25 protein-coding genes are annotated in these 25,050 nt (G+C 41.0%); 14 read left to right on the top strand and 11 right to left on the bottom strand.

Features of this window, described 5'->3' with window-relative positions; all coding sequences use genetic code 11:
* Positions 1–248 precede the first annotated feature (248 nt).
* A complete protein-coding gene (locus IPM71_08315) occupies positions 249–950 on the top strand; it encodes an NAD-dependent deacylase (GenBank protein QQS52724.1) in 702 nt (233 codons plus the stop codon).
* 99 nt (positions 951–1,049) lie between these two features.
* Positions 1,050–1,655 carry a PorT family protein gene (locus tag IPM71_08310; GenBank protein ID QQS52723.1) on the top strand — a complete coding sequence of 202 codons (606 nt, stop codon included), beginning with the start codon at positions 1,050–1,052 and terminating at the stop codon, positions 1,653–1,655.
* A gap of 65 nt (positions 1,656–1,720) precedes the next feature.
* Here the strand turns inward: IPM71_08310 and IPM71_08305 are convergent, their stop codons facing one another.
* Both IPM71_08305 and IPM71_08300 read right to left on the bottom strand, forming a co-directional pair.
* A complete protein-coding gene (locus IPM71_08305; protein QQS52722.1) occupies positions 1,721–3,325 on the bottom strand; it encodes a DUF4139 domain-containing protein in 1,605 nt (534 codons plus the stop codon).
* Positions 3,326–3,512: 187 nt separating this feature from the next.
* Positions 3,513–4,796: a spore maturation protein gene (locus IPM71_08300; GenBank protein QQS52721.1), complete on the bottom strand. Its 1,284-nt coding sequence runs from the start codon at positions 4,794–4,796 to the stop codon at positions 3,513–3,515.
* Between the two features lie 187 nt (positions 4,797–4,983).
* Here IPM71_08300 and IPM71_08295 point away from each other — a divergent pair, with 187 nt between their 5' ends.
* Positions 4,984–5,511 carry an adenine phosphoribosyltransferase gene (locus IPM71_08295; protein QQS52720.1) on the top strand — a complete coding sequence of 176 codons (528 nt, stop codon included), beginning with the start codon at positions 4,984–4,986 and terminating at the stop codon, positions 5,509–5,511.
* Positions 5,512–5,569: 58 nt separating this feature from the next.
* On the opposite strand, the gene IPM71_08290 is transcribed toward IPM71_08295, so the two are convergent.
* The 4 genes from IPM71_08290 to IPM71_08275 form a co-directional block, all read right to left on the bottom strand.
* Complete coding sequence (locus IPM71_08290; protein ID QQS52719.1) at positions 5,570–7,276, bottom strand: DEAD/DEAH box helicase; 1,707 nt, start codon at positions 7,274–7,276, stop codon at positions 5,570–5,572.
* A gap of 192 nt (positions 7,277–7,468) precedes the next feature.
* A complete protein-coding gene (locus IPM71_08285; GenBank protein QQS52718.1) occupies positions 7,469–7,906 on the bottom strand; it encodes an isoprenylcysteine carboxylmethyltransferase family protein in 438 nt (145 codons plus the stop codon).
* Between the two features lie 4 nt (positions 7,907–7,910).
* On the bottom strand, positions 7,911–8,717 hold the full coding sequence (zupT, locus tag IPM71_08280; protein QQS52717.1) for a zinc transporter ZupT: 807 nt from the start codon (positions 8,715–8,717) through the stop codon (positions 7,911–7,913).
* Positions 8,718–8,795: 78 nt separating this feature from the next.
* Positions 8,796–9,503 (bottom strand): Crp/Fnr family transcriptional regulator, encoded by a 708-nt coding sequence (locus IPM71_08275; GenBank protein QQS52716.1) that lies wholly within the window; start codon positions 9,501–9,503, stop codon positions 8,796–8,798.
* A 606-nt stretch (positions 9,504–10,109) separates the two neighbouring features.
* Here IPM71_08275 and IPM71_08270 point away from each other — a divergent pair.
* Both IPM71_08270 and IPM71_08265 read left to right on the top strand, forming a co-directional pair.
* Positions 10,110–10,523 (top strand): OsmC family protein, encoded by a 414-nt coding sequence (locus IPM71_08270; GenBank protein QQS52715.1) that lies wholly within the window; start codon positions 10,110–10,112, stop codon positions 10,521–10,523.
* 3 nt (positions 10,524–10,526) lie between these two features.
* Positions 10,527–11,216, top strand: coding sequence for a ComF family protein (locus IPM71_08265; GenBank protein ID QQS52714.1), 690 nt, complete (start codon positions 10,527–10,529; stop codon positions 11,214–11,216).
* A 23-nt stretch (positions 11,217–11,239) separates the two neighbouring features.
* On the opposite strand, the gene IPM71_08260 is transcribed toward IPM71_08265, so the two are convergent.
* The 5 genes from IPM71_08260 to IPM71_08240 all read right to left on the bottom strand — a co-directional run bounded on the left by IPM71_08260 (position 11,240) and on the right by IPM71_08240 (position 15,590).
* On the bottom strand, positions 11,240–13,465 hold the full coding sequence (locus IPM71_08260) for a TonB-dependent receptor (GenBank protein QQS52713.1): 2,226 nt from the start codon (positions 13,463–13,465) through the stop codon (positions 11,240–11,242).
* A gap of 7 nt (positions 13,466–13,472) precedes the next feature.
* The gene (locus IPM71_08255; protein QQS52712.1) at positions 13,473–13,829 is read right to left on the bottom strand and encodes a cation transporter; all 357 of its coding nucleotides are present in this window, start codon (positions 13,827–13,829) and stop codon (positions 13,473–13,475) included.
* A 59-nt stretch (positions 13,830–13,888) separates the two neighbouring features.
* Entirely contained in the window at positions 13,889–14,281 is a 393-nt protein-coding gene (locus IPM71_08250) for a hypothetical protein (protein ID QQS52711.1), read from the bottom strand.
* A gap of 424 nt (positions 14,282–14,705) precedes the next feature.
* Positions 14,706–15,200: a hypothetical protein gene (locus tag IPM71_08245; GenBank protein QQS52710.1), complete on the bottom strand. Its 495-nt coding sequence runs from the start codon at positions 15,198–15,200 to the stop codon at positions 14,706–14,708.
* 42 nt (positions 15,201–15,242) lie between these two features.
* The gene (locus IPM71_08240) at positions 15,243–15,590 is read right to left on the bottom strand and encodes a helix-turn-helix transcriptional regulator (GenBank protein QQS52709.1); all 348 of its coding nucleotides are present in this window, start codon (positions 15,588–15,590) and stop codon (positions 15,243–15,245) included.
* Positions 15,591–15,842: 252 nt separating this feature from the next.
* On the opposite strand from IPM71_08240, the gene IPM71_08235 reads away from it, so the two are divergent.
* From IPM71_08235 to IPM71_08195, 9 genes are all read left to right on the top strand, one after another.
* Positions 15,843–16,679, top strand: coding sequence for an ABC transporter ATP-binding protein (locus IPM71_08235; protein QQS52708.1), 837 nt, complete (start codon positions 15,843–15,845; stop codon positions 16,677–16,679).
* A 4-nt stretch (positions 16,680–16,683) separates the two neighbouring features.
* Positions 16,684–17,442: a hypothetical protein gene (locus tag IPM71_08230; protein ID QQS52707.1), complete on the top strand. Its 759-nt coding sequence runs from the start codon at positions 16,684–16,686 to the stop codon at positions 17,440–17,442.
* A gap of 1 nt (position 17,443) precedes the next feature.
* On the top strand, positions 17,444–17,842 hold the full coding sequence (locus tag IPM71_08225; GenBank protein QQS52706.1) for a GntR family transcriptional regulator: 399 nt from the start codon (positions 17,444–17,446) through the stop codon (positions 17,840–17,842).
* 41 nt (positions 17,843–17,883) lie between these two features.
* Positions 17,884–18,417 carry a DUF2807 domain-containing protein gene (locus IPM71_08220; protein QQS52705.1) on the top strand — a complete coding sequence of 178 codons (534 nt, stop codon included), beginning with the start codon at positions 17,884–17,886 and terminating at the stop codon, positions 18,415–18,417.
* A 76-nt stretch (positions 18,418–18,493) separates the two neighbouring features.
* Positions 18,494–18,652 (top strand): hypothetical protein, encoded by a 159-nt coding sequence (locus IPM71_08215; protein QQS52704.1) that lies wholly within the window; start codon positions 18,494–18,496, stop codon positions 18,650–18,652.
* Between the two features lie 14 nt (positions 18,653–18,666).
* Positions 18,667–20,160 (top strand): carboxypeptidase-like regulatory domain-containing protein, encoded by a 1,494-nt coding sequence (locus tag IPM71_08210; protein ID QQS52703.1) that lies wholly within the window; start codon positions 18,667–18,669, stop codon positions 20,158–20,160.
* 2 nt (positions 20,161–20,162) lie between these two features.
* Positions 20,163–20,369, top strand: coding sequence for a hypothetical protein (locus IPM71_08205; protein ID QQS52702.1), 207 nt, complete (start codon positions 20,163–20,165; stop codon positions 20,367–20,369).
* Between the two features lie 242 nt (positions 20,370–20,611).
* Positions 20,612–23,041 (top strand): carboxypeptidase-like regulatory domain-containing protein, encoded by a 2,430-nt coding sequence (locus IPM71_08200; protein QQS52701.1) that lies wholly within the window; start codon positions 20,612–20,614, stop codon positions 23,039–23,041.
* A 17-nt stretch (positions 23,042–23,058) separates the two neighbouring features.
* The gene (locus IPM71_08195; protein QQS52700.1) at positions 23,059–25,044 is read left to right on the top strand and encodes an aminotransferase class V-fold PLP-dependent enzyme; all 1,986 of its coding nucleotides are present in this window, start codon (positions 23,059–23,061) and stop codon (positions 25,042–25,044) included.
* The last annotated feature ends 6 nt before the right edge of the window (positions 25,045–25,050 follow it).

Here is a 25,050-nt window from a genome sequence, read left to right as displayed (position 1 = left end):
TAAGGGCCTAAAAATACGAAAAGATACCTTAACTTATCATAACTGCAGCTTTACCCGAAATATCCCCTAATATTTTTCGATACCTATTTACAATGGAAAAGCTCGGCAAAGCCAATATGACCTATAGTTCCCGATTGCTTCGCATCGGGATCAGTTCGACTTGATAATTTTAGTTCATCACTAATTCTCAGGATTTCTAAAATTATAGTCTCACTGATTTGACTTATTTTTACATGAAACGAAATTCAATGCAAAAGCTTGTAATACTTAGTGGTGCAGGAATGAGTGCCGAAAGCGGCCTTAAAACCTTTCGCGATATGGGAGGCCTCTGGGAGAATTACGATGTGATGGAGGTGGCAAGCCCTCAGGGATGGAACCGCGACATGGAGCTGGTATTAAAATTTTACAACGAACGACGTGCCCAATTAAAAGATGCCCATCCGAATGAAGGTCATCTCGGACTTGTTGAGTTGGAAAAATATTTCGATGTGCACATTATTACACAGAATGTCGACAACCTTCACGAGCAGGCAGGAAGCAAAAAAGTGCTGCACCTGCATGGCATTTTAACCAGGGTACGCAGCATAGGCGACGAAAACCTGGTTTACGACATTGGTTACAAGTCTATAAATAAAGGCGATAACTGCGAAAAAGGATTTCAGCTTCGCCCGGACATAGTTTGGTTTGGAGAGGCAGTACCCGCCATGGATGAAGCCTGCCGTATTGCTTCTCAAGCAGACATTTTTGTGGTAATTGGCTCCTCTTTGGTGGTGTATCCTGCAGCTTCGCTGGTGCAGTATGCTCCTTCAAATGCTCCGGTTTTTGTGATCGACCCCAACGAGGTGAATACCCCTTCTGGCCGAAAGATAGAATACATTAAAGAACCGGCAGGAAAAGGTGTGAAGGTATTGACAGAGAAATTACAGACCTATATGAAACACTCGGAATAACCAGTAGAAAGACTCTGAGAAGAAAATTTAAAATAAAACATAGTGATTCAACAAAATCGTAGCTTTGAATTATCAACCTAATCACCTAAAAAATTTCCCATGAAACTTAGACACCTTCTTCTCCCGGTATTGTTCATGCTATCAGTAACAGCCTCAGCACAGCGCTTTCAGGGAGGAATTTTGGTTGGTATGAATGCTTCACAAATCGATGGCGACACCTGGGTGGGATTTTTTAAAGGCGGAATTCTTGCCGGGGCATTTGTAAATACCGACCTTCAGGACAAATTCGGAGCACAGCTCGAAATAAAATACTCCCCAAAAGGTTCAGCCCCGGGCAGCAAGCATCCAAATTATCCGGCAAAAATAAGGCTTAACTACATCGATGTTCCTATTATGGGCACCTACGAAGCTGCGAAAAACCTTAAACTTGAAGGCGGGCTCTCTTTTAACTATTTGTACAAGGCACAATACTTCGATGGAGCCTGGTTTGAATGGGATGAAGGAGAAGGTCCTAATTCCTTTGAAACAGCCATTCTATTTGGTATCAATTACCGGTTTTTCCAACGCTTCGATTTAAACCTCCGATGGAACTATTCACTGTTTCCGGTGCGCGCCACTTACTCAGGTTCGCCCTACAGCGAAGGGGCATGGTACAACCAGGTAATTAATTTCGGATTGTATTTCCATATCGGTCCTAATAGCTAATGCAATAAGAGCATACAAAAGCATGGCGATATCACCATGCTTTTTTTGTTTTTTTCCCTACTTAATTACAAAATATCGATGTTTTTATCTTTCGGATATTTGACCGAATAGGCAAACCTGATAATCTTTGTTTCACCTGGTTTAAGGTTCAATTTCCAGAGTACCGATCCGTAGTTTGAATCGTAAATCGCTCCACCAATATCTTCTGCTTTTACTTCTATTTCTTTCGATTTCGAGATAGGCATCTGATCAAGCACCTCGATGTCGATGGCAAAAGTATTGTTATTGCGTACCGAAATCTCAAAGCCTCGAGACTCTTTTATTGTACCGGCTATTTGTTGTTTCGAAGTAAAATCCTGCAATTGAGTGCGCTTGATGGAGATTTTATCGTCTTGACCCAACGAGAGGAGCATGGAATCTACTGTAGTAACCGGATTGAGGTACGATTGTCCCATGTACATACCCTCTAAAAAGAGGTTTGAAGGACCTGGTAAAAGGTTGAATTTTCCATAGTCGGCCACTTTTGCCAATAAAAATGCTCCCGGATCGAGTTTCGGCACCGCATGGTATACATAATTTGAGTTTAGCTCGTAGGCCTGAATGGCCACCAGATGGTTGTTGCCATCGGAAGGTATGTCCTGGGCAATGTCGATACGATATTCTGCCGACATTCGGTTGTTAGTTTCCTGCACAAGATAGGGTACTGGTGCAGATTCTTCTACATCCTCCGAAACAACTTCGGCGGGCATAGCACCCTGATAAAGGTTTTGAGCAGCAACTGACCTTTTATCTGCAGAATATTCATCGGAATAATTCCAGGAATGTACAAAGTCGATAAACCAGGGATACAATACTGGTCTATCCTTACTTGCAGTAGGGTTACCTGTAGATATTGTGAGTTGCACACCGCTCCAATCGATGCCACTGGACTGGTAAACATTAGCCTTGTAAATCAGTTGCATGGGTTTGTTTGTACCTTCGGCCCTTACATCGTAAAGAGGTGTCCACCCGGCATCGTAAATCAGATAATTAAAGAATAATTTCTGGCTAACAGCTTCTTTCGAGCTAATATTAATTACCAATTCACCAACCGATTTTTTTTCAGAATTCCGGAGTTCATCCAGTTTTTGGGACAGAAGTAAGCGCATAAGCATGAGTTGGTCGACTTTTTTGTCGATGTTAAAGTTTTTCTGGTGAATATCCAGAAGGCGGGTGCGAAAAAATTCCGAGAGTTTCACTAATTCTTCTACCTGCATTTTTTGTTGCTCGTTTCCGAGTTTCTGGTTGGCCAGAATTATTTTTTCTTCTCCTTCGTACACTGCCTTTTCGCTTTTTAGCCAAAGCACTTCATTGTCGATGGCTATAATGGAATCTTCGATTTGTTTGGTGCGTATTGGTAATTCTTTATTTTCGAGTAAGCGCGTTCGAACACTGGCCGACAAAAGAATTGCAGAACCACTTACCTTCACCTGGATACTATTCGGATCCATGCCAACCGGAAGGTTGCTGATGATTATTTCGTTATTGCCTGCGAGGAGTTTAACGTTTGCTTCGCTTGTGATTTTAGCACCCTGCTGGTAAACAATTACCTGGTTTATTTTAGAGGGATTGTTGGCCCAAGTGCCTAAACTATAAGCAGTAAGAACCAATAGTAAAAATAAGTTTTTCATTTGTGAATAATTTATTAATAAGGTTGAATGGAACACACATGATGAATTTTGACTACGTCGATTTTCAATTCATCCTTGTTTGTGTTTAACGAATCATGCTCGTTTCATAATGTATGCGATTAATATTTACAGTACAGATGCAGCGACTATATGAATTCCATAAATCCCCTGTTAAAATTTTTCTCTCCTAATTTCCGAAGAACAGATAGGCCACAAATATGGCTGCAATCACACCAGCCAGGTCAGCAACAAGCCCGGCTGTAACAGCATAGCGGGTTTTACGAATGTTTACCGATCCAAAATACACGGCAATAATATAAAAGGTAGTTTCGGTACTACCCTGAAAGATCGACGACAATCGACCGGCAAAAGAATCGGCACCGTAGTTTTGCATTGTTTCCACCATCATACCCCGGGCACCGCTTCCGCTCAGGGGTTTCATTAGCGCAGTGGGCAAGGCAGGTACAAACCGCGTATCGAAACCCATAGCAGCAAAGAAGTATTGGAACCCACCCACAATCCAGTCGAGCGTGCCAGAGGCTCTGAAAACACCAATGGCAAAGAGCATGGCCACCAAATAAGGAATTATTTTAACAGCCACCTCAAAACCCTCACGTGCACCTTCGATAAAAACCTCGTACAGGTTAATTTTTTTCCGAATGGCCAATAAAAAGAAAAAGATAATGATGGAAAAAATGATAAAGCTGCCCGCAAAGCGCGAAACTATTTCTATCTGACTTTTATCGAGGTGAGCAAGCAGAAAAAACAAGGAAGCGATAAATAATGCTGTACCGCCCAAATAGGCTAACACAATTTTGTGAAAGAGGTTAATGCGTTGTATCAATGAAACTAAAACCAAACCCACAAGAGTGGAAACAAAAGTAGCCATTAAAATAGGTAAAAATACATCGGCCGGATTGGCCGCATTAGCTGCAGCACGTAAGCCCATAATGCTTACAGGAATAATAGTGAGCCCTGAAGCATTCAACACCAAAAACATAATCTGCGCATTCGAGGCAGTATCGGGTTGTTTGTTGAGTTGTTGCAACTCGTTCATGGCTTTTAAACCAAGTGGTGTGGCTGCATTGTCAAGGCCAAGCATATTGGCGGTTATGTTCATGAGCATACTGCCCATGGCCGGATGATCCTTTGGTACTTCAGGAAAAATACGTGTAAAGAAAGGCGATGTAATACGGGCTAGCACCTGAACCGCACCACCCTTTTCACCAATCTTCATAATGCCCAGCCACAGGGCCATGATACCGATAAGGTAAATGGTAATTTTAACGCTGCTTTCGGCCATTACAAAGCTTGAATCGACAATAGCTCCAAACACATCGCGGTCGGCAGCATCAAACACAATCGATCCGAACCAGTCGACATGCTGCTGCAGGTAATATCCGGCCACCCGCAAAAGAGCTACCATAAAAGCAACCAGAAAAAAGCCAATCCAGATATAATTCAGCACCATAACAGAATATTTTATGCAAGATAAACCAGAAATTTCTGAAGGCTCAAAAAAGTTATAAGCCACAAGGCAGGTGGATTATGCTCACAAACAAGATTTTTTGAGGGATTATAAGGTAATTACCCCAATTTGTTATTTCGCAAAATCTTGCTGATATTCGAACTAAAATTCAGAATATCAACAAAGAGATATGATTACCATTGAACATGTGAAGGCCGCAATACGCAACGTGCCGGATTATCCTAAAAAAGGAATACAGTTTAAAGACCTCACTACTGCAATGAAACAACCCGAAATATTTCACTTTTTAATCGAAGAAATATCGGAAATGTACATGGGGCGTGGCATAACCAAAGTAGTTGGTATCGAGTCGCGCGGATTTATTTTAGGTGGTGCGCTTGCCGCAAGACTTGGAGCCGGTTTTGTGCCCATCAGAAAAAAAGGCAAATTACCGGCTGAAAAATATTCTGTATCCTACATGCTTGAATATGGCGAAGATTCTATCGAAATCCACCGGGATGCCATTGAACCCGGAGAAATAATTCTGCTGCACGACGATTTACTTGCCACAGGAGGCACTTCAAAGGCCGCCCTCGAATTGCTCATGCATTTTAAACCCGAAGAAGTATACTTGAACTACATTGTAGAGCTCGACTTTTTAAAAGGACGTAAGCATGTAGGCAGCGAATTCGATATTAGCAGCATGGTTCATTTTTAATCCAATTACAGCCCCCAATAAAATAAAAAAGGTGCCTTGTGAGCACCTTTTATATATTTTACCATTGTTTGCGTTTGCGTTTCTTATTCTTATCGGGAAAGTTTGCCCTTCCGCCACCACCGTTTCGTTCGCGAAATTCACCTTCAGTTTTATCTGCCTTCGATTTGGTAACTACTATGGGTAAATCTTCGATAAACGTATTCTGAAAGGCTTTCAGAATTGTTTGTTCGTGGTTGCTATCGGCTTCGAAAAACGAGAAATTACGTAAAATGTCTATTTTCCCGATTTCAATTTTTCCGCCAGGAACCACATCGTTAATCATGTTGAGCAAATACGAAGCATTGGCTTTGTTGTTGGTACCAATGTTGATGTGAAAACGTGCAAATTTAACTCGGCTCCTGCTGCCCTTTTCCTGTCTGATTTCGTTTCTTTCGGCGCCCGCTTTTACATTCAGATCGGGAGCATCTTTATAATAAGCTAAAAAGCGGTTAAACTCTACCGAAACAAAATGCTTGATGAGTTCTTCCCTATCGAGCCATTCAAGTTTCTTAAAAATAACCGGAAGGTATTGTTCAATTTGTTGATTGTCAACATGAATATTCTCTACAATATCTACCAGATGAAAAAGTTGTTTCTCGCAGATGGCCCGTCCATCGGGTACTTGCTTTTGCTCGAATTTCTTTTGGGTCATGCGTTCCAACTCGCGAATATGACCAGTTTCCTTGGTATGCACAATGGAAATTGAAATGCCACTTTTCCCTGCACGGCCGGTGCGACCGCTGCGGTGCACGTATACTTCCAGATCATCCGGGAGATTATAGTTGATTACATGCGAAAGATCGTTCACATCCAAACCACGAGCTGCCACGTCAGTAGCTACCAATATCTGCAGGTGTTTCTGACGAAAACGGCCCATGACATAATCGCGTTGTGCCTGGCTTAAATCGCCATGAAGAGTATCGGCATTGTAACCATCCTGCATCAGCTTATCGGCTACTTCTTTGGTTTCGGCACGGGTACGACAAAAAACAATACCGTAAATATTTGGATTGATATCGGCCACCCGCTTAAGAGTCTCGTAGCGGTCTTTTGCCCGTACCATGTAATACTCGTGCTTGACATTATCGGCACCAGCATTGCGTTTACCTACCGATAGTTGGTCGGGATTCTTCATGTAGTTTTTGGAGATGCGCTCAATTTCTTTTGGCATTGTTGCCGAAAATAAGAGTGTTTGCCTGCTGGCAGGTGTACCCTGTAAAATGGCATCGAGGTCTTCTTTAAAACCCATATTAAGCATTTCGTCGGCTTCGTCCAGAATCAGCCAGCGAATATTTTCGAGCTTAAGCACTTTTCGTTTGATAAGATCGAGTGTACGCCCCGGTGTGCCAACCACCACATGGGCGCCGGCTTTCACCTCTCTGATTTGATTGACTATGGCTGCACCGCCATATACAGGCACTACTTTAAAGCCTTTTATATACTTCGAAAAATTCTGAAGATCTTTTGTAATCTGCAGACCCAATTCGCGTGTTGGACAAAGCACCAGAGTCTGAACATCTTTGTTCCCGATTTCGGTGAGTTGCAATACCGGCAAACCAAAGGCAGCGGTTTTTCCGGTGCCTGTTTGGGCAAGTGCCACAAGGTCGTTTTTCGATTCTAAAATCTGAGGAATTGTTTTTTCCTGAATGGGTGTGGGATTAATAAATCCCATTTCGGCTATAGCACGAAGAATTGCTTCGTTTAAACCAGTTTCGTTAAAAGTCATACTAATAGTTTAATCAGATCCTGAAAAAACTCCACGCCGGACTTTTAACGGGACCCAAATTTATAATTCTAATTACTTGATGTGAGGATTAAAATAATGGAAGGGTTTTTAAATCGGCACAAAGGTAATGCTTTTTTACTAATATCTATATTTATTTAAAAATAAAGTATTTACGCCCGGTTCATGGGCAGTCTAGTAAATAAATGGAAAGAGTCGCCAGGTGTTTTGCATGTATTTTTGATACTCGGGCATTCGTTGCAACAGCATTTTTTCTTCGTAAAGAAGTTTCAAAACCTGGTTCACAGTAAAAAAAACAGCAATAACTATTCGCCACCAGCTAAAGTCCAATAATAGCAAGCCCGTCAATCCCATAAAAAGAGAGCTGTACATCGGATGACGAATTTTACTGTAAGGCCCGCTCAAGATAAGCGAAATCCCGGGCATAGGATCAGGAAAAGCAGTAAGAACACCTTTTCGAAACTGGTAAATAGCCCAAACAGCAAGTACAAAACCAGCTGCCATAAAAAGCAGGGAAAGCAGATGCCAGTAAAAACGAGTAGTAATAAACAGATAAAAGAATATGCCAATTTGAAGCGCTACATGCAACCAAGACCTCAAATTATATTTCATGGGTTTAAATAAACAATATCAGGCTGGCACTCATGATCATCATACCGGCAATAAGGCCGTAAATAGCCCAGTGCGGACGTCCATATTCGCGGGCTGCAGGCAAAAGCTCATCGAGCGAAATAAATACCATGATACCGGCAACCGAGGCAAATAAAATTCCAAAGAGGGCCTCACTCATAAATGGGAGTAAAAGCAGGTAGCCTACTGCAGCGCCAACAGGCTCAGCAAGGCCCGAAAGAAAGGAAAGCCTGAAAGCCTTTTTTTTGTCGCCGGTAGCATAATAAACTGGCACCGACACAGCAATCCCTTCAGGAATGTTATGAATGGCAATGGCTACCGCAATGGCTATACCATAGGCTGGTTCGTGCACGGCAGCAATAAAAGTGGCCAATCCTTCCGGAAAGTTGTGAATCCCAATAGCCAGAGCTGAAAAAAGGCCCAGGCGCATCAGCTTTTTTTTATCGAAGTTCTGCTTGTTAACATCTTCAACCTTTTTGAGTTCGTGGGGGTTTTCATAACTCGGCACCATTTTATCGATGATAGCAATTAGCAGAATGCCTCCAAAAAAAGCCAGTGCTGTAATCCAATACCCCATGGGCTCTCCATAGGCCGATTCGAGCGAAGTACGTGCTTTCTGAAAAATTTCCACAAGGGCCACATAAATCATTACACCTGCCGAAAAGCCAAGGGCTACGGATAAAAAACGGGTATTGGTTGTTTTCGCAAAAAAAGCAATGGCGCTTCCAATGCCTGTAGCCAAACCCGCAAACAAAGTAAGACCGAAAGGCAAAAGTAATTCTTTAAATTCCATATACTTTTTAGGCTTAAAGGAGCAGACAAATGGTTCTACTCCAACTGTCAACCAAAATTATCGCAACAAAACTATACATTAATAATGCATGTTTCCTATTTTAATCAGCTTGGCCTCGTCTACAATTTTAATTTTCCGGCCATGCAATTCGATGAGTCGGTCTTGCTTAAATTCGGAGAGCAAGCGAATTACCGACTCGGTGGCAGTGCCCACCAGGTTAGCCAGCTCTTCGCGTGTAAGAGATATTTGCAGGAAATTATCGCTATCGAGGTTAAAAGTCCACTTCAGGTGTATCAGCACCTCGGCCAGGCGCTCGCGTACAGTTTTTTGGGCAATGTCGGTAATATAGTCGTTGGCTTCGCCCAGCTCTTTGCAGGCTAGTTCGAGAAGGTCCATGGCAAAATCGCCATTGCTGCGCACAAACGATTTCACCAGATCGCCAGGGATGTAACACACCGCCGAATCTTCGATCACCTTGGTAGATGTACAGGCCAATTCGCCGGTGATGGTAGAACGAAAACCCATGATATCGCCAGGTTTGGCAAAGCGAATAATCATATCTTTTCCGTCAAAGCCAGTTTTAAAAATCTTAACAATACCGCGCAAAACACAATAAAAACCATTGATACGGCTCCCTTCTTCGTATAAAAGTTCGTTGCGTTGATAGAAATCCGGGTCCTCATCGACAGGTATCAATTCCAGTTCTTTTTGTGTAAGGTGTTTGAAAACAGTGTTTTCATGTAAAAACTGACGAATATTGACTGATTCATTCGAAGATTTCATCATAGCAAATTGGTTTTCAAAATTTGTATAGGCAGTATTAAAGATAAAAAATCTTGGCTAAACCTAAGAATTTTTTTGCATAAACGCCGAAAGATAAGGGTTTAGTACGAATTATTTTATTCGTGAGACTTAAATTTCATGAGTTCACGAAATGAAATTTTATAGTCGAATCCCGATTTACCCTAAAATCCGCATGTCTGCTGTCAATGCTATCCGCCTAAGGCGGAGTGGCAATCGGCTCTAATAAAAGATTGCTTCATTTCATTCGCAATGACGCACTCTGATTGACGTTCTTTCATACAGATGCGGATTATAGGTTACATCGGGACTGAAAGCGGGTGCACGGGTAAATACCCCGCCTCTTGAGGCGAATAAAATAAATTCCTTTGCAGATACCTCGTCAGCTTGCTGCGGGGAGCTTCATTGACTTTCCATAAAATATTGCTGATTTTTATTCTGTATCACACAGGTAATTTTGTATCTTTCAAAACAACTGCTTATCAACTTCTTATTCAAGTGTGAAGGCTTTTTGTGCTTTTTAGAAATGAACGTTTCAGCAATTTTCTTGTTCTCTCGATTGGAATCCAATAAATGATTAGACTAAAAATTATGAAAGAAACACTGAATGTAAACTGGACAGGAAAAATGAGTTTTTCTGCCGAAATTGATGGACATACAATTCAAGTAGATGCAAAAAAAGAATCTGGCGGCGATGAAAAAGGACCACGGCCTAAACCACTTATGCTCCTTGCACTTGCTGGTTGCACAGGCATGGATGTAGTGTCGATTTTAGAGAAAATGAAAGTTAAGCTCGACAGTTTCGATGTAGATGTATCGGCCGAAATGACCGAAGATCATCCGAAAGTTTATACCCACATGCACATTGTTTACAAATTCGGTGGTAACGATTTACCCTTGGATAAACTCGAAAAAGCCATCAACCTGTCGCAGGAGAAGTATTGTGGTGTGAGTGCCATGTATCGCAAATCGTTCAAGGTAACACATGAAATTAAAATAAATTGATAGTTGGTCCTAACAAGCTACTTTAAGGCATTTTTAAATTTGTTGTTTCCCGGGCTCTGTGATGCTTGTGGCGACCCTTTAGCCGGCAACGAAAACAGGATTTGTACTTCTTGCCTGGCTAAATTGCCTTTTACACATTATTGGAAATCTGCCGATAATCCAGTTTCATCTTTATTCTGGGGTAGAATTGGTTTGGAGAATGCTGCTTCGGTATTATTTTTTGAAAAAGGCAGTGCTTTGCAGCATCTAATCCACAATTTAAAATACAAAGGGAAAAACGAAATTGGCATTGTGCTGGGTAAAATTTCAGGTGTTAAACTTCAGGGTACACCCTATGCCCTTGCCGATTTGATTATTCCAATCCCATTGCATGTTTCGCGCCAACGTAAAAGAGGTTATAACCAGAGCGAAATGATTGCGAAAGGCTTAAGCACCATTTTAAACATACCTCTTGAAAATGAGGCAGTCATCCGCTGCAAAGCCACCCGCAGCCAAACAGCCAAAACCCGCTACGAACGCTGGTTGAATGTAGAAGGAGCCTTTCAGGTAACCCGACCCGAAGTGTTAAGAGGTAAGCACCTTCTGGTAGTGGACGATGTGGTTACCACTGGGGCTACCTCTGAGGCTTGTATGGAAGAGCTGTTGCGCACACCTGGAGTAAAAGTATCTTACCTGGCTATTGCATCTGCCTGAAATATATTTTCTACCTTCAATTACTAGGGTATACGAAGTCTTACACCGGCATAAACCATACGACCAAAAACGGGTCCCCAGATAAGCGAAGCATCGAAATACTCGCCAAAAGGGTCAGATGAAGCAAGTATTGGGTTCGGTTGTTTAAACCCAAGAATATTTTCTACCCCTAAATACACATCGTATTTTTCAGCCCATTGCTTACTCACTTGTGCATTCATCAGGAAAAAAGAGGGTGAATGGCTACTGAGACGATAAGCTTCGGGGTTAGATTCGGTGGAGGGTATACGCTTGCTGCTTTGCCATTGCACAGTATAATCGAAGCTCCAATGACTACGGGTACGATAAGCCAGGTTGGCAAAGGCCCGGTGTGGCGAAACCAGAGGTTTTTGCAACATACCCGACAAATACTGGGTACGCAGCTCGTACCAACGGTAAGCCAGTCGTATATCGAAACGTGGCAACAATTCGTAATCGAGCTGAATCTGCATGCTGCTTGCGTAAGATTTACCTTCCAGGTTATAGAAAGTAATTTCCTGCGGACTTTGATCCATATCCACTACAACCTGGCTGGTAAAATGGGTATAGTAATAATCTGCCGAAAGTGTTCCTTCGCGGTAACCCAATTTAAAATTCTGGGTAAAATTTGTTCCAAAATTCCAAGCTACTTCTTTATCCAGACCATAGGGTAAAGTTTCTTTCGATGGACGGATGATAAAGCTGCGTGACGAAGCCAATACAGAATTGTTTTCTGCAATAATGGAGGCTGTACGCTGACCACGACCACCTGAGAAACGCATGACCGAACGATCAGCCAGGGCATAGCGAATATGTACCCGGGGAGTAAAAAATACTCCATAAAGATTGTGGTAATCAGCGCGCATTCCCATAACCAGGTCGAAATGGTCATTTAAGGAATAATTGTACTCAGCAAAAATACCTGGCACCAATTCCTGCCTCTGAAAGTCTAGGCTGTCCAGCGTTTCAGCATATCCATCGTACTGAAAACTGAACCCAGCTTTATAACTGTGAGAAATATCTTGCACCGACTGAAATATTACATTGGCATAAAGCGATTTTTGGTTTCCAGCATAATGCTTTTCACCAAAGGTGGAATTATGATCATGTACAAGACCCGAAAATTGGGTTCCGATGCTTTGCGCGGGATTTTTATCGAACACTTTACCAATTTTCAGCCATCCTTCGAGGCGGTTGGTTTCCATATTCAGACCCCATAAACCGGAAGGAGTATTTTCAGGAAAACCCATCTGTCCTCCTGTATTGCGGTTAAAAGTTGCCCGAAGCCCAAGCTGCGATTCCCAGCGATTTGTTGTCACATAATTCCATCGGTTAAGCAGAATCAACTGCTCACCAAGTGGTTTGTCCATAAAACCATCGTCATTGCCATCCATTTGGGTTTGCTGGGTGCGGGCATGCAACAAAAGACCAGTAGAAAGTTTGTCGTTAATTTTATGAGCGAGATTTAGGTTGGTTTCCACCCTCGAATCCTGGTTAACATAGGCATTAAAATGGAGTTTTTCAGCAGATTCGGGTTTGCGAAGTTCCACATTAATCTGCCCTGCGATGCTTTCGAACCCATTGATTACCGAACCGGTTCCTTTGTTAAGCTGAATGCTTTCTATCCATGTTCCGGGAATAAACTCCAAGCCATAAATAGCCGATAAACCTCTTATATCAGGAATGTTTTCCCGTGTAATCTGAGTATAGGGGCCAGCCAGTCCCAATAATTGAATTTGTTTGGTACCGGTGATGGCATCAGTAAACGAAACATCGACGGAGGCATTGGTTTCGAAGCTTTCCGAAAGATTACAGCAAGCCGCTTTGAGAAGTTCTGTTTCGGATATTTTTTCAAATTTTATCGGATCGATCATGGAAAAACTGGTAGTTTTGCTTCGTTTTACTACCTCTACTCCTTCGATTTCGTAAACGTTATCGAGCAAAATTTCGAAATAATTCAACTGATCGGTTATAAGTGTGTCGGCCTTATAGCCCGAAAAGCTTACCACCAAAAGATTGGTAGAAGTATTTCGTTGGATGGTAAAGCTGCCATCAGGTTTGGAAATAGTACCTTGCGTGGTACCTGCCCAATAAATATTGGCCCCCGAAAGGGGATGCTGTTGTCCCTGCTCCAACTCGAAGACTTTTCCTGTAATGATTTCCGGGGCTGGCTGCGCTCCAACTCCAAGAGATACAAGAAAAAGTAAGGTCAAACAAATCGTTTGCTTCATGTCGAGTTTAATGTACCTGAACTCCATCGCGGTAAGCGCAGCACGATGGGAGTTTTTTATAGGCAATAGAATCGGCCTCTATGTTACCGGCATTATGCCCGGCTGAAGCAATGCTATTTTGAATACTTTCCAACGATACCTTATCGGAATTGTAAACTACTTTGAGTGTTTGGGTGTCTATGTTCCACTCGCAAAATTTTACACCTTTTATATAGGCTGCATTTTCGATGCGGGCTTTGCATTGTTCGCATACACCCGGTACACTAAATTTCGCTTCGGTTTGATTGCTTTGCTGGGCCAAAACACCACTCGAAAAAATAAAGGAAAGAAATATCAGGTCGAAAAAGATTATCAATCGTTTCATGATAGTAAATTTTAAAATTATTAAACTGAATGTTTTCCGGCAGAAAAATCAAATACAGTTTAAGAATGGTAAAAAAGAAACGAATGATAAACAAGATAAAATGGAGGATGTACGCTCAATGGCGGAGAAAGATCTGGAAATTTAGTCTTGTCGGAAGCTGCCAGTTCGGGTTGAAATAAAAATGCATCACTTAGTTGACTGGCAACAGAAAATTTACAAATTACCTCTGTAGCTGCACCTGCTGTTAGCTGATTCTCATCCACTTCAATATCTACCAGCACATTGGCGCAACAAGCACAATGAACAGTAGCGAGATCGCTGCAACAAGACTTTGTAGGGATGTTGAGAGAAACATTTACCAGCTTGCCATGACAGAAATGAAAATTAATGGCATCGATCGAGGTGACCGATAAATAGAAAAAAACAAACAGGATGGAGAACCATTTTTTCATGATTTAAAATTAGTTCATTTTTTAGGCATAAATGCTTGTGCACGTGTTAAAAACAGGTTAATCATTTTTGGTATTGTATTATCCAAAGACAAATTAAGGTCCGTGACTTGCTTGAAAAGAGGCGAATAATAAACCTATAGATTTTTAAGTATGGCGTTAGCTGTGCCTCTGATTGGTTGATTTTCAAAGGAATGATTTAAATAACCATAAATGTATCAAATAATCATTGGCAAATTTGGTTGATTGGCTCACATCTCAAATTACAAAGCTGACAAAGTAAGACTCGCTTTTATAACTAAAGCAAACCTTCTTAATATTTGTATCCCCAAATTAGGGTCTTGCATTTTTTGTTTTACGAAATGGTCTTAATTAACCTATGCTTACAATCAAATTGGATAATGCTTGGGTTATATTAGGCGTGTCTTTATCTAATCCTATAATCAATTAAATTCTTACTGGCCAATCTGCTAAGCAGATATCTCAGACTCTCTTCCGAAAGATTAAATTTGGCAGATAATTCGTCTAGTTTTATAGATTTTTTTTCTTTTATAAAATCCAATATCTCTGTTTCTATTTGCTGACACCATTCGTCAAACAGGCCTCTTAGTTCAGGTGTAGCAAACTTTGCAGTGTTTGCAGTTTCTTTAAACCCAGTCATCATTTCGCCGCACATATCCATTGGAATTTTGGTGTTTTGACCACCTACATTGGTTGAATCACCTTTTTTACCCATCATCATCGACATCATGCCCATCATTGGGTTTTTGCCCATTATTTGTCCCATCATTTTTGGCATCATGCCCGACATCATTTCTTTTTTTTCATCTTCCGACATGTTGGAAAAGAACTTTTCCATCATAGAATCCATCATTTGTTTTTTATCATCTGAGGACATATTTTTGAATTGATTGTCCATCATTTTGTTCATGAGTTTTTCTTTAAAAAGCATGGCACATTCCTCCTATTCGTTAGTATTGTATTTGTGAATTATCCAATCTGGACAAAACCTGTAACCTGGGTTTTGCTTTATTTCTGAATTTTCAAAAAGCTCTAAAAAAAGGTTAATAGCATATAGTATTTTATTGTCTCGCAGGTAATAAAAAATAAAAGGACCATTTCTTTTAGTTTCGAGAATTCCATTTTCTTTCAGTATTTTAAGGTGATGCGATACAAGAGGTTGCGAGAGATTAGTTGCCTTCACAATCTCTCCAACAGCACATTCCTTGTCTGCTATGGACTTTAATATGCCAAGACGGTTATAATCAGATAGGGTTTGAAAAATTAGTTGCAACTTTTTTAACTCATCCATATAAATATATATTTATATAAGCATTCATTTATATAAGCCCAAATTTATATTAATTTTCAACATTAGCAAAAGAATGCACACTTTTTTTTTTTAGATATCGTGAAACCTTGAATGTATAATGAAAGAAGGGTTTTTTATAAGTCGCATTTTCGAAAACAGAATAAAAAAATCGATAAAATATTTGGAAAGTGAAAAATTTGATCGTACTATTGCAGTGTATTAGTTATGTAATACACTAATTAACCAAACAAAATGATACAAATCGAAAACCTTTGTTTTAGTTATTCCCGCAAGCAAATGCTCTTTGACCAGCTGTCTGTTCAACTGCCAGCCGGAAATATTTATGGCTTGCTTGGAAAGAATGGAGCCGGAAAATCAACTTTACTTTACCTGATTACCGGTTTGTTGTTCCCCAAAAAAGGTAGTGTGGATGTCATGCACTTTGAGCCAAAAAACCGTGCTCCCCAATTTTTACGCGAAATATACCTGGTTACCGAAGAGTTTTCGTTACCCTCGATGAAAATGGAGCGTTTTGTGAGTTTATATAGTCCGTTTTATCCACGGTTTAACCATAGTTTGCTCGACGAATACCTCAACGAATTCAACCTACCGCGCGACAAAAAACTTACAGACTTGTCGTATGGCCAAAAGAAGAACTTTCTACTATCGTTCGGCCTGGCCACAGATTGCCGCCTGCTAATTCTCGATGAACCTACTAACGGACTCGACATCCCATCGAAAAGTCAGTTTCGCAAAATAGTGGCCAATGCCATTCACGAAGAACGAAGCTTTATTATCTCCACTCACCAGGTGCGTGATATGGAAAACCTGATTGACCCCATCATAATTCTGGATGAAGGTAAAATTGTTTTTCACCAGAGCATCGAGAAAATTTCTGAGAAACTGACATTCTCCAGGCAAACCCAGGCACCTGACAATAGCACGGTAGTGTATTCCGAATCTTCCCTGACCGGGTATTCGGTAGTGAGACAAAACACCAGCATGACAGAAACCAACATAAGTCTGGAAATGCTGTTTAATGCCGTAATCAGTAACACGCATCGAATTACAGAAATATTTAATTCTTAAAGTCATGAAACCAACGAATCACTTCAATATATCAAGGTTTTTGCTTCTGATGAAAATGGAACTTTTCAGAAGCCTGAAAGGAATTCTACTGACCTTTGCCCTGGTTTTCGGTCTTTTGTTTGTGTTAGGATTTGTTCTTGCCATTGTTTTTGATGCCGACCTTTCGGTTTATTCGCATGCAGGAACTTTTGCTTTCAGCCTGATTACAGGTGGCTTTATCTTGAGCAGTCTTGCTTTTAACGATTTGAGCAATACACTAAAACGTTACAGATATCTGACATTGCCTGCTTCTGGCTTCGAAAAATTTCTTAGCATGTGGTTACTCACCTCCGTAGGATGGATTGTGGTTTATACTCTTGCTTATTTTATCTATGCAGCCATGGCCAATGCCTTGGGTTCTGTGGTATTCCGGAGTATCATTTTTCTGCCTTTTGAGCCCTTCGGTCATATTTCTGTGCAGGCTGCAAAATATTATTTTGTGCTTCAGGGTATTTTTCTGGCCGGGGCCACCACTTTTAAAGGCTATGTATTTCCAAAGACAATACTCTCGCTGGTTTTGTTCGCGCTGGCATGTGGACTTGTCTTTTACCTGGTGCTGGCAGACATGTTTACACTCGACGAAGATTATTTTACAAAAGACAATGCTTTGCTCCAAATGCCTGTTTACAGGTTCTGGCAATTTGCGGTGTGGCTTTTCTGGTGGATATTGGCCCCTCTGGGCTGGGTAATAGGCTATATGGGATTAAAAGAGAAGGAGGTATAATATGGAATTCAGTGATAGCCAGGCTATTTATTTACAGATAGCCGACCACTTTTGTGAGAACATTTTGCTTCGCAAATGGAAAGAAGGAGACCGCATACCCTCGGTAAGGGAAATAGCAATTAGTATCGAAGTAAATCCAAATACAGTTATGCGTACATACAACTATTTACAGGAAAAAGGAATCATTTTCAACAAACGAGGCATTGGCTATTTTGTAGGAGAAAATGGTTATGAAAAAACACGAATATTGCGCAAAGAGGAATTTGTAAGTCAGGAATTACCCCGTTTTTTCAGGGCACTAAGCCTGCTGGACCTTACCATGGATGATGTTACCGCCTATCACCGCGACTACATGAAAAACAACAAAACAGGCTCCGAGAGTGGAATTCCCTCAAACTAATAAAAATTGAAAAATGATTTGTAAACCAAAGCATTACAACAATGAAAAAATCTAAAATACTCTTGTTATCCACTGCAGCCTTTATATTGTTGTTACTTATTTCGGCACTTGCAGTATTGCGTATGGATGTCCGCACACTGGTATCGGATGCAGACAAGGAGTTAAAGTATATTCCGGTCGAAGTGCCTGCCTTCAGCAGCTTATCGGTACCAGCCCATTGGAAGGTTAAAGTTAGACAAGGCAGAGATTTTAAGATTGAACTGGCAGTAAAGGGAAATGCATCATTCAAACCAGCTCTGGTGGTAGTTCAGGAAACAGCTGTACTAAACATAGATACTACAATGGCACATTCCGCAACAGACACTGTTTATGCACGGGTTACCATGCCTTTGGTTTGCATGATACATGCTGCAGAGGGAGCACAGATCCGGCTCGAAAACTTTACTTCCGATTCCATCAGACTGGAGCTTCAAAATGGCGTCTTGTTCTCCGGTAAAAACAACAGCTTTAAATACGTGAGCTACAAAACAAGAGGCGAAGTGCACATCGAAAATAATAACATAATGGCTAACTAGGAAAAACTACACTTATAACAAAACTGAAAAATGATACTTTGATTGATGCAGATGCAAAAAACTAAAAGTTGCCACCATGAAATCCAATCTTCGTAGTACGGTATTTTACTTTTTTCCGCCAGCCGTTTTAGGTATCGAAAAACAGGCCGGGTGCACAATCAACCAGATTTTGTTTCAATACCAGCTAAAAGCTTATCCCATCATTTCAGCTCCATTTGCATTTCAGGCTCAATAAATTTCAACCACAAAATGAAAATAGTATTTGGCATATTATTCTTTTGCTTTTTGAGTAGCCGGCTTACAGCCAATGACCCAATAAAGGGTATTGTGCTTGATGCCAAAACAAAGGAACCCCTGGCTTTTGCCAATATTGTGGTTTCGGGCCAGCAAAAAGGAACCGTTTCGAACAGCGAGGGTAATTATGTGCTTGCCATGGATGGCATTTCGCCCAGCGATACAGTAATGTTTTATTACATGGGTTATGAAACCTTGAAAATCAGGGCTTCGAAACTCCAGCAGTTAACTCAGGTAGAAATGAAGCCCTCTTCCATTAAACTGCGCGAGGTGCATGTATCTTCGAAACAACTCGAAGTGCGCGAAATACTCTCTTTAGTGCGAAAAAACTTTGCTGCAAATTACCCTGATAAACCTCAAAAAAGGAGTATTTTCTTTCATACTTACGAAAAGACACCCTTTCCTGAAACGAATAAAATCACACTTAAAAAATCGGATTTTGTAGGTCTGGACCGCAAAACATTCGACGAACTTTTAGATTTAATGCCTCGCGAATTTATTGAATATCAAGATGCCGTGATTGATTTATTCAACTTAAAGGAAAACTATAAGCTGCTGCCTGTGCAGGCAATTTCGCTCGAAGAGGGATCGTACCAGGCAATCACAAAAGAAATTGAAAGTAAGTTGAGTGTGCTTTTCGAAGACATCGAAAAAACCAAGGCTGAACCGGATGTTTACTATAAAATCCGATCGGGCCTGCTAAGCCAGAAGCTTGACAAGAACGGCACGAACGATTCAATCTGGAAAGAATACAAAAACGACCCCACCAACTATACAGTCGAAACCAAATTTGTACAAGCCGAAATTGTCTCTCTGCTGAGCGATTACAGCACCATCGATAGTAAAAACTGGGAATTTATCACAGACCCGGCAAAGTATCGCTATAAAAAAGAAGGCTTTTCGATGTACAACGATGAACAGGTTTATAAAATCAGCTTTACCCCGCAAAGCCGCGGAAAATTTCAAGGTACAATGTATATTTCCATGTTGACCTATGCGGTTCTGCAGCTCGATTTTGAATTTGCCGAAGGTGTACAGACCGAACAATTCGATGTGCTTGGATTCGAACATTCCATGAACATGAAGAAAGGCCGTGTACTTTTCGAAAAAGGGAAAAACGGATACTTTATCAGGTATATTTCGGCCAATCAGAACGAATCGGCACGTGTCGAACGCGAATTATCCATTATAAAAAAGCAAAAACGGTTTTTAACCGATAAGGAATTAAACGAAATAAAAATGGAACTGGAAATCTTCTTTGATATTAACAGTTCGTGGGAACTATTGGTGCTCAACACAGAGGAAATCGAACCTGAAAAATTCGAAGAAGTGAAACAACCTCTGCTCATGAAATTTAAAATTGAATATGCCTACACACCCGAAATGTGGAATAATCGAACAGTTCTGGTACCAACCGCGGAGTTAAAAAAAGTAAAAAGAAAGGAATAGTCATGAAGGAATCAATGCAGATAAGTCTGGCCGAAGGTGCAGGAATGTTGGTCCTGGCGTTCATTCTATTCGATAATCTTCAACCTTTTGAAAAAACAATTGCTATCGTTTGCCTTGGCTACTGGATATTTAAAAATTGGTTGCAGTTGTTCAGAGGCTTCCTCTTTATGGCCAAAATGCTTTCAAAGGCCTTTGCGGTAATATTTTAAATTCAAATTGATGGACAACAAAACCATAAAAACATGAAGAAGCAATAATATCCTCTCAAAGCCTCCGTAAGGCAGCCTGAAAATACTAAATCGTTTTAATGCAATTTGATTCATTCGGAAGCATCCACAAGATGGTCACCTGGAAGAGGTATGTCCTGAAAAAAGTAAATGCAGATACAAAAAGCCTTCATCGAGGGTTAAAAAGGTAAACAATCGAAAATAAAAATATTAAACTAATATTTATGAAAAGGAACATTATTTTAACGATCGGATTACTCTTGCAGCTGGCTTTAGCCAGTGGGCAGGAATTTATGCAAACTGTTCGCGGAAAGCTCACAGATAGCGACAGCAAGCTACCCTTGATTGGTGCCACAGTAATGATCAATGGCACTACTCCAAAAATTGGCACGGTTACAAATGCCGAAGGAAACTATCGACTGGAAAATGTACCCATAGGACGTATCACTCTCGAGATTTCTTACTTAGGATACGAATCGAAAACTATCTCCCACATTGAGGTAACTTCAGGCAAAGAAGTCATTTTTAACCTCGAAATGCATGAGTCGGCCCATAAAATGGAAGAGGTAGTGGTGAAGGCCACTAAAAACAAAGGAGAAGCTATCAATGACATGGCTTTATTAAGCGCCCGTTCCATTTCTGTGGAAGAATCGAAACGTTATGCCGGAGGTTTTGTGGATCCTTCGCGTATTGTATCGAATTTTGCCGGTGCAGCCAATACGCCCGATGGCAGCAGCGATATCATTGTAAGGGGTAATGCGCCTAAGTATATGCAATGGCAACTGGAAGGAGTCGAAATTTCAAGTCCTTATCATTTCGATGATCAGAATGCCTCATTCGGAGGACTAACAGCACTGAATAACAATCTGCTCGAAGCTTCGGATTTTTATACCGGTGCCTTTGCTCCTGAATATGGTAATGTGTTGTCGAGTGTTTTTGATGTAAGACTCAAGGCCGGGAACAACGAAAAGTTTGAAGGCTCGGTTGGATTAGGCTTACTGGGAACTGATGTAACTTTAGAAGGTCCCGTAAAAGCCGGGTATGGAGGATCGTACCTGTTAAACTACCGTTACTCCACCGCCTCTCTGATCAGCGAATTAGGATTGATAGACATCAATGGCATTCCAAGTTACCAGGATGCTACTTTAAAAATTGTACTTCCAACCCGAAATATTGGCTCATTTTCTCTCTTTGCCCTGGGCGGATTAAGTGGAACGAAAATAGAGGATATAGCACCAGAGATGGCATCTGTCGGATTCAGTAAATCAGTTTATGAAGATATTCAGAAAGATTACGACAAAGGGAATTACCTTTTAAATACAGGTTTGAATCATACCCTGCCAATAAACAGGCGAAGCTATCTGAAATCAACACTTAGTTTCTCTGGAAACGGAATCTCGGATAAGCTTTACGAATCGAAACGGGTATTTGATACAAATGGTGAGCCTGTTTCCGATTCAACCTACAACAAACGCCAGACTTTCGATAACAATATCCAAAAATCGGCCTATCGGGCTTCGGTTACCTATCACAATAAAATAAATGCCAAACACAAAATTCAGATAGGAACCAAATATAGTATAATGGATTATGAATTTGAACAAAGCATGGTTCAGCCCGAAACAGATAGCTTGTTTACTGTTGTCGATTTTAAGGAACAGATACCAACCTTCGAAAATTTTATCAGCTGGAAATACAGAGTATCCGAAAACTTCAGCATTGTTACCGGCATCCACAATTTAAATGTTATCTACAACAAAAAAAGTACACTGGAGCCCCGAATTGCAGCAAGCTGGAACCTGAATCAAAAAAATTCGTTTAGTGCGGGTTATGGCAACCACAGCAACATGGAAAGCATTCATCACTATTTTGCAAAAGTGAAACAGGAAAATGGTGGTATCACCGAACCCAATAAAAATCTTGGATTACTAAGAGCACATCATTTTGTACTTGGCTATGAAAGGCGTTTCTCGAAAAACTTAATGGCAAAAGTGGAGCTCTATTATCAGTACCTCTACAATTTGCCAGTGGAAAACCTCGATACCAGTTATTTTGCAACCATCAACGAGGGACTCGAATACCGCTATTTGGAGCTTGTGAACAAGGGTACAGGGAAAAACTATGGAGCCGAGATTACAATCGAACGCTTTTTCGATGGTAACTATTTCTTCATGGTAAATGCCTCGCTTTTCAACTCGGCCTATCAATCGCTCGAAGGTGTTGAGCGCAATACCCGCTACAACAATACTTATCTTACCAACTTATTGGTGGGAAAAGAATTTCATGGACTTGGCCGAAAAGAAAATCAAACAATGAGTCTGAATGCCCGTGCATTTTTTCAGGGTGGACAAAAGTACATTCCCCTGTTGCGCAATAGCAACGGCGACCTGATGGTTGACCCCGAAAATAATGAATACTACGACTATGAGAAAGCTTTTAATGAATCGTTGGACAAGGTCTTTCAGTTGAATATTTCCTTTAGTTACATTTTCAACCGTGAAAATACAGCCCATGAGATATTTATCGATTTGCTCAATGTTACCAATAATACCGCCCGAATTAACGAGTACTACAACGAGTCAGAACCCAATTCAATCGGCTATGTAAGGCAGTTTGGCTTCTTCCCTAACTTAATGTACAAGCTATATTTTTAAACTACATGCAAGCAAGAATGAAAGCAAAGAAAAGCTTAACTTACAGAGAACAAGTGAATACCCATTTAAAGCTGATGGAAAAATCAGAAACCAAACCGGAAATCAGCCAAAATGCTATTGATGAATTCAGATATGTAATTCGATCAGTACTCGAAACCTATTCCAATGTACACCGTGGAAGCGGGTATCACTCCATGGTTACCACTCGGTTGTTCGACAAGGCAAGAGAAATTGTGTTGGCAAGCCTTGGTTTAAAAAGCAAAAACCATGTGGTAATCTTTTGTACCCGGCTTGGTGCAGAAATGCTGAAATCTCAGCTTAGTCCCGCAAATTATAGGAGTTTGTCGGCTGCTGAATATGGCTTGCCTATAGGTGTATATGCCCTGGCTGTAGAACGAAAAGCCCTGAGCACCAAAATTACTTTTCAGACCGGGGGCGGAACTGCCCGTCTTGTGGCTCCCAAATGGGTTATATGGGCCAAAACACCCGATAAATTCGAAGCCGGAACTCCGGCCATTGTCAACATCATCGCATTTGCCCACGCGCTGCAGTTAACCCGCAAATATGGAAATGATATTTTCAGGACTTTTACAGTTCCACAAAGTACAGTAAAGGAAATCTTGTATCACGACAGCCTGAAACCTTTTTCGGGCAAAGAGCTGTTGGCAGAACTCAACAAGGCGCTGATTGGACACAATAGCATTGTTCCGACAACAAAAGGCGACAAACAATTTATCAACTTTGATAATGCAGCCAGCACCCCTACCTTCACTCCTATTCTGGAAGCTGTATTTCAGGCTTGTGTTCAACCCCGGCAGGTTCAGCAGGAAATCATTCAGGAAGTAAAATTGATATGTTCTGTTGCATTGAATTTTAACCTGAAAAACTATGATGTTCTTTTTACCTCGAATACTACAGAAGCCATCAATCTGGTGGCCGAAAGTTTTAAACACCAGTTATCGGATGACACTGAACCCCTTGTACTGAACACCCTGCTCGAACATAACTCGAACGAATTGCCCTGGCGCGCAGTGCAAGGCTTATCCATTTTGCGCTTGAAAATTGATGCCAATGGATTTATTGATTTGAATGAGCTGGAATCACTATTAAAGGCCTATAATCTGAATAATGAGTTTGGAAAAAAGCGGATAAAACTGGTAGCAGTTTCTGGTGCATCGAATGTGCTGGGTGTGTGTAACGACCTAAAGAAAATTAGTGAAATTGTGCACCGGTACCATGCCCTCCTGCTGGTTGATGCAGCCCAGCTGGTGGCCCACCGTAAAATCGATTTGGAAGAATGTGGAATTGATTACCTGGCCTTTTCGGCCCATAAAATGTATGCCCCCTTTGGTAGTGGCGCCCTGATTGCCCGAAAGGGTCTGTTGAATTTCGAAACAGACAGGTTGAAACAAATACAGCTTTCCGGCGAAGAAAATGTGGTGGGCATTGCAGCCATGGGCAAGGCCTTTGTTCTATTACAAAGAATCGGAATGGATCTGATTTGCAACCATGAACAGCAACTTCTGGCCTATGCGCTTGAAAAAATAACACAAATACCGGGAATAACTATTTATGGATTAAGCGATACATATGCAGCTGATTTTCACCGTAAAGGCGGAGTAATTGTCTTTAGCCTGAAAGGAGTTATGCCTTTCAAAGTAGCCAAACAACTTGCCTTACAAGGAGGTATTGGGGTGAGGAGCGGTTGTCATTGTTCGCACATACTCATTAAACATTTGCTTAAAATTCCGGCCAAGCTTGAACGCTTTCAGGGATTGATTGTTAGTATTATTCCGAAACTAGAACTACCGGGGGTTGTGCGCATCAGCCTTGGAATGCAAAATACAAAAGTGGAGATTGATACATTGATACAAACACTGAAAGAAATAGCAGGAAAGGCAAGCAAGCATGACAAAAGAAGTAGCTCGCAAATTTCGCCCGAACAGGTGAAACAAAAGTTGAAATTAAAGATCGAAAGAAAAACAGAAGAAGTATATAATTAATCACAT

The sequence above is a fragment of the Bacteroidota bacterium genome (assembly GCA_016699695.1).
GTDB lineage: Bacteria > Bacteroidota > Bacteroidia > Bacteroidales > UBA10428 > UBA10428.
Note: the sequence above shows the minus strand (reverse complement) of the source record. Positions and strands in the feature narration are given on the sequence as shown.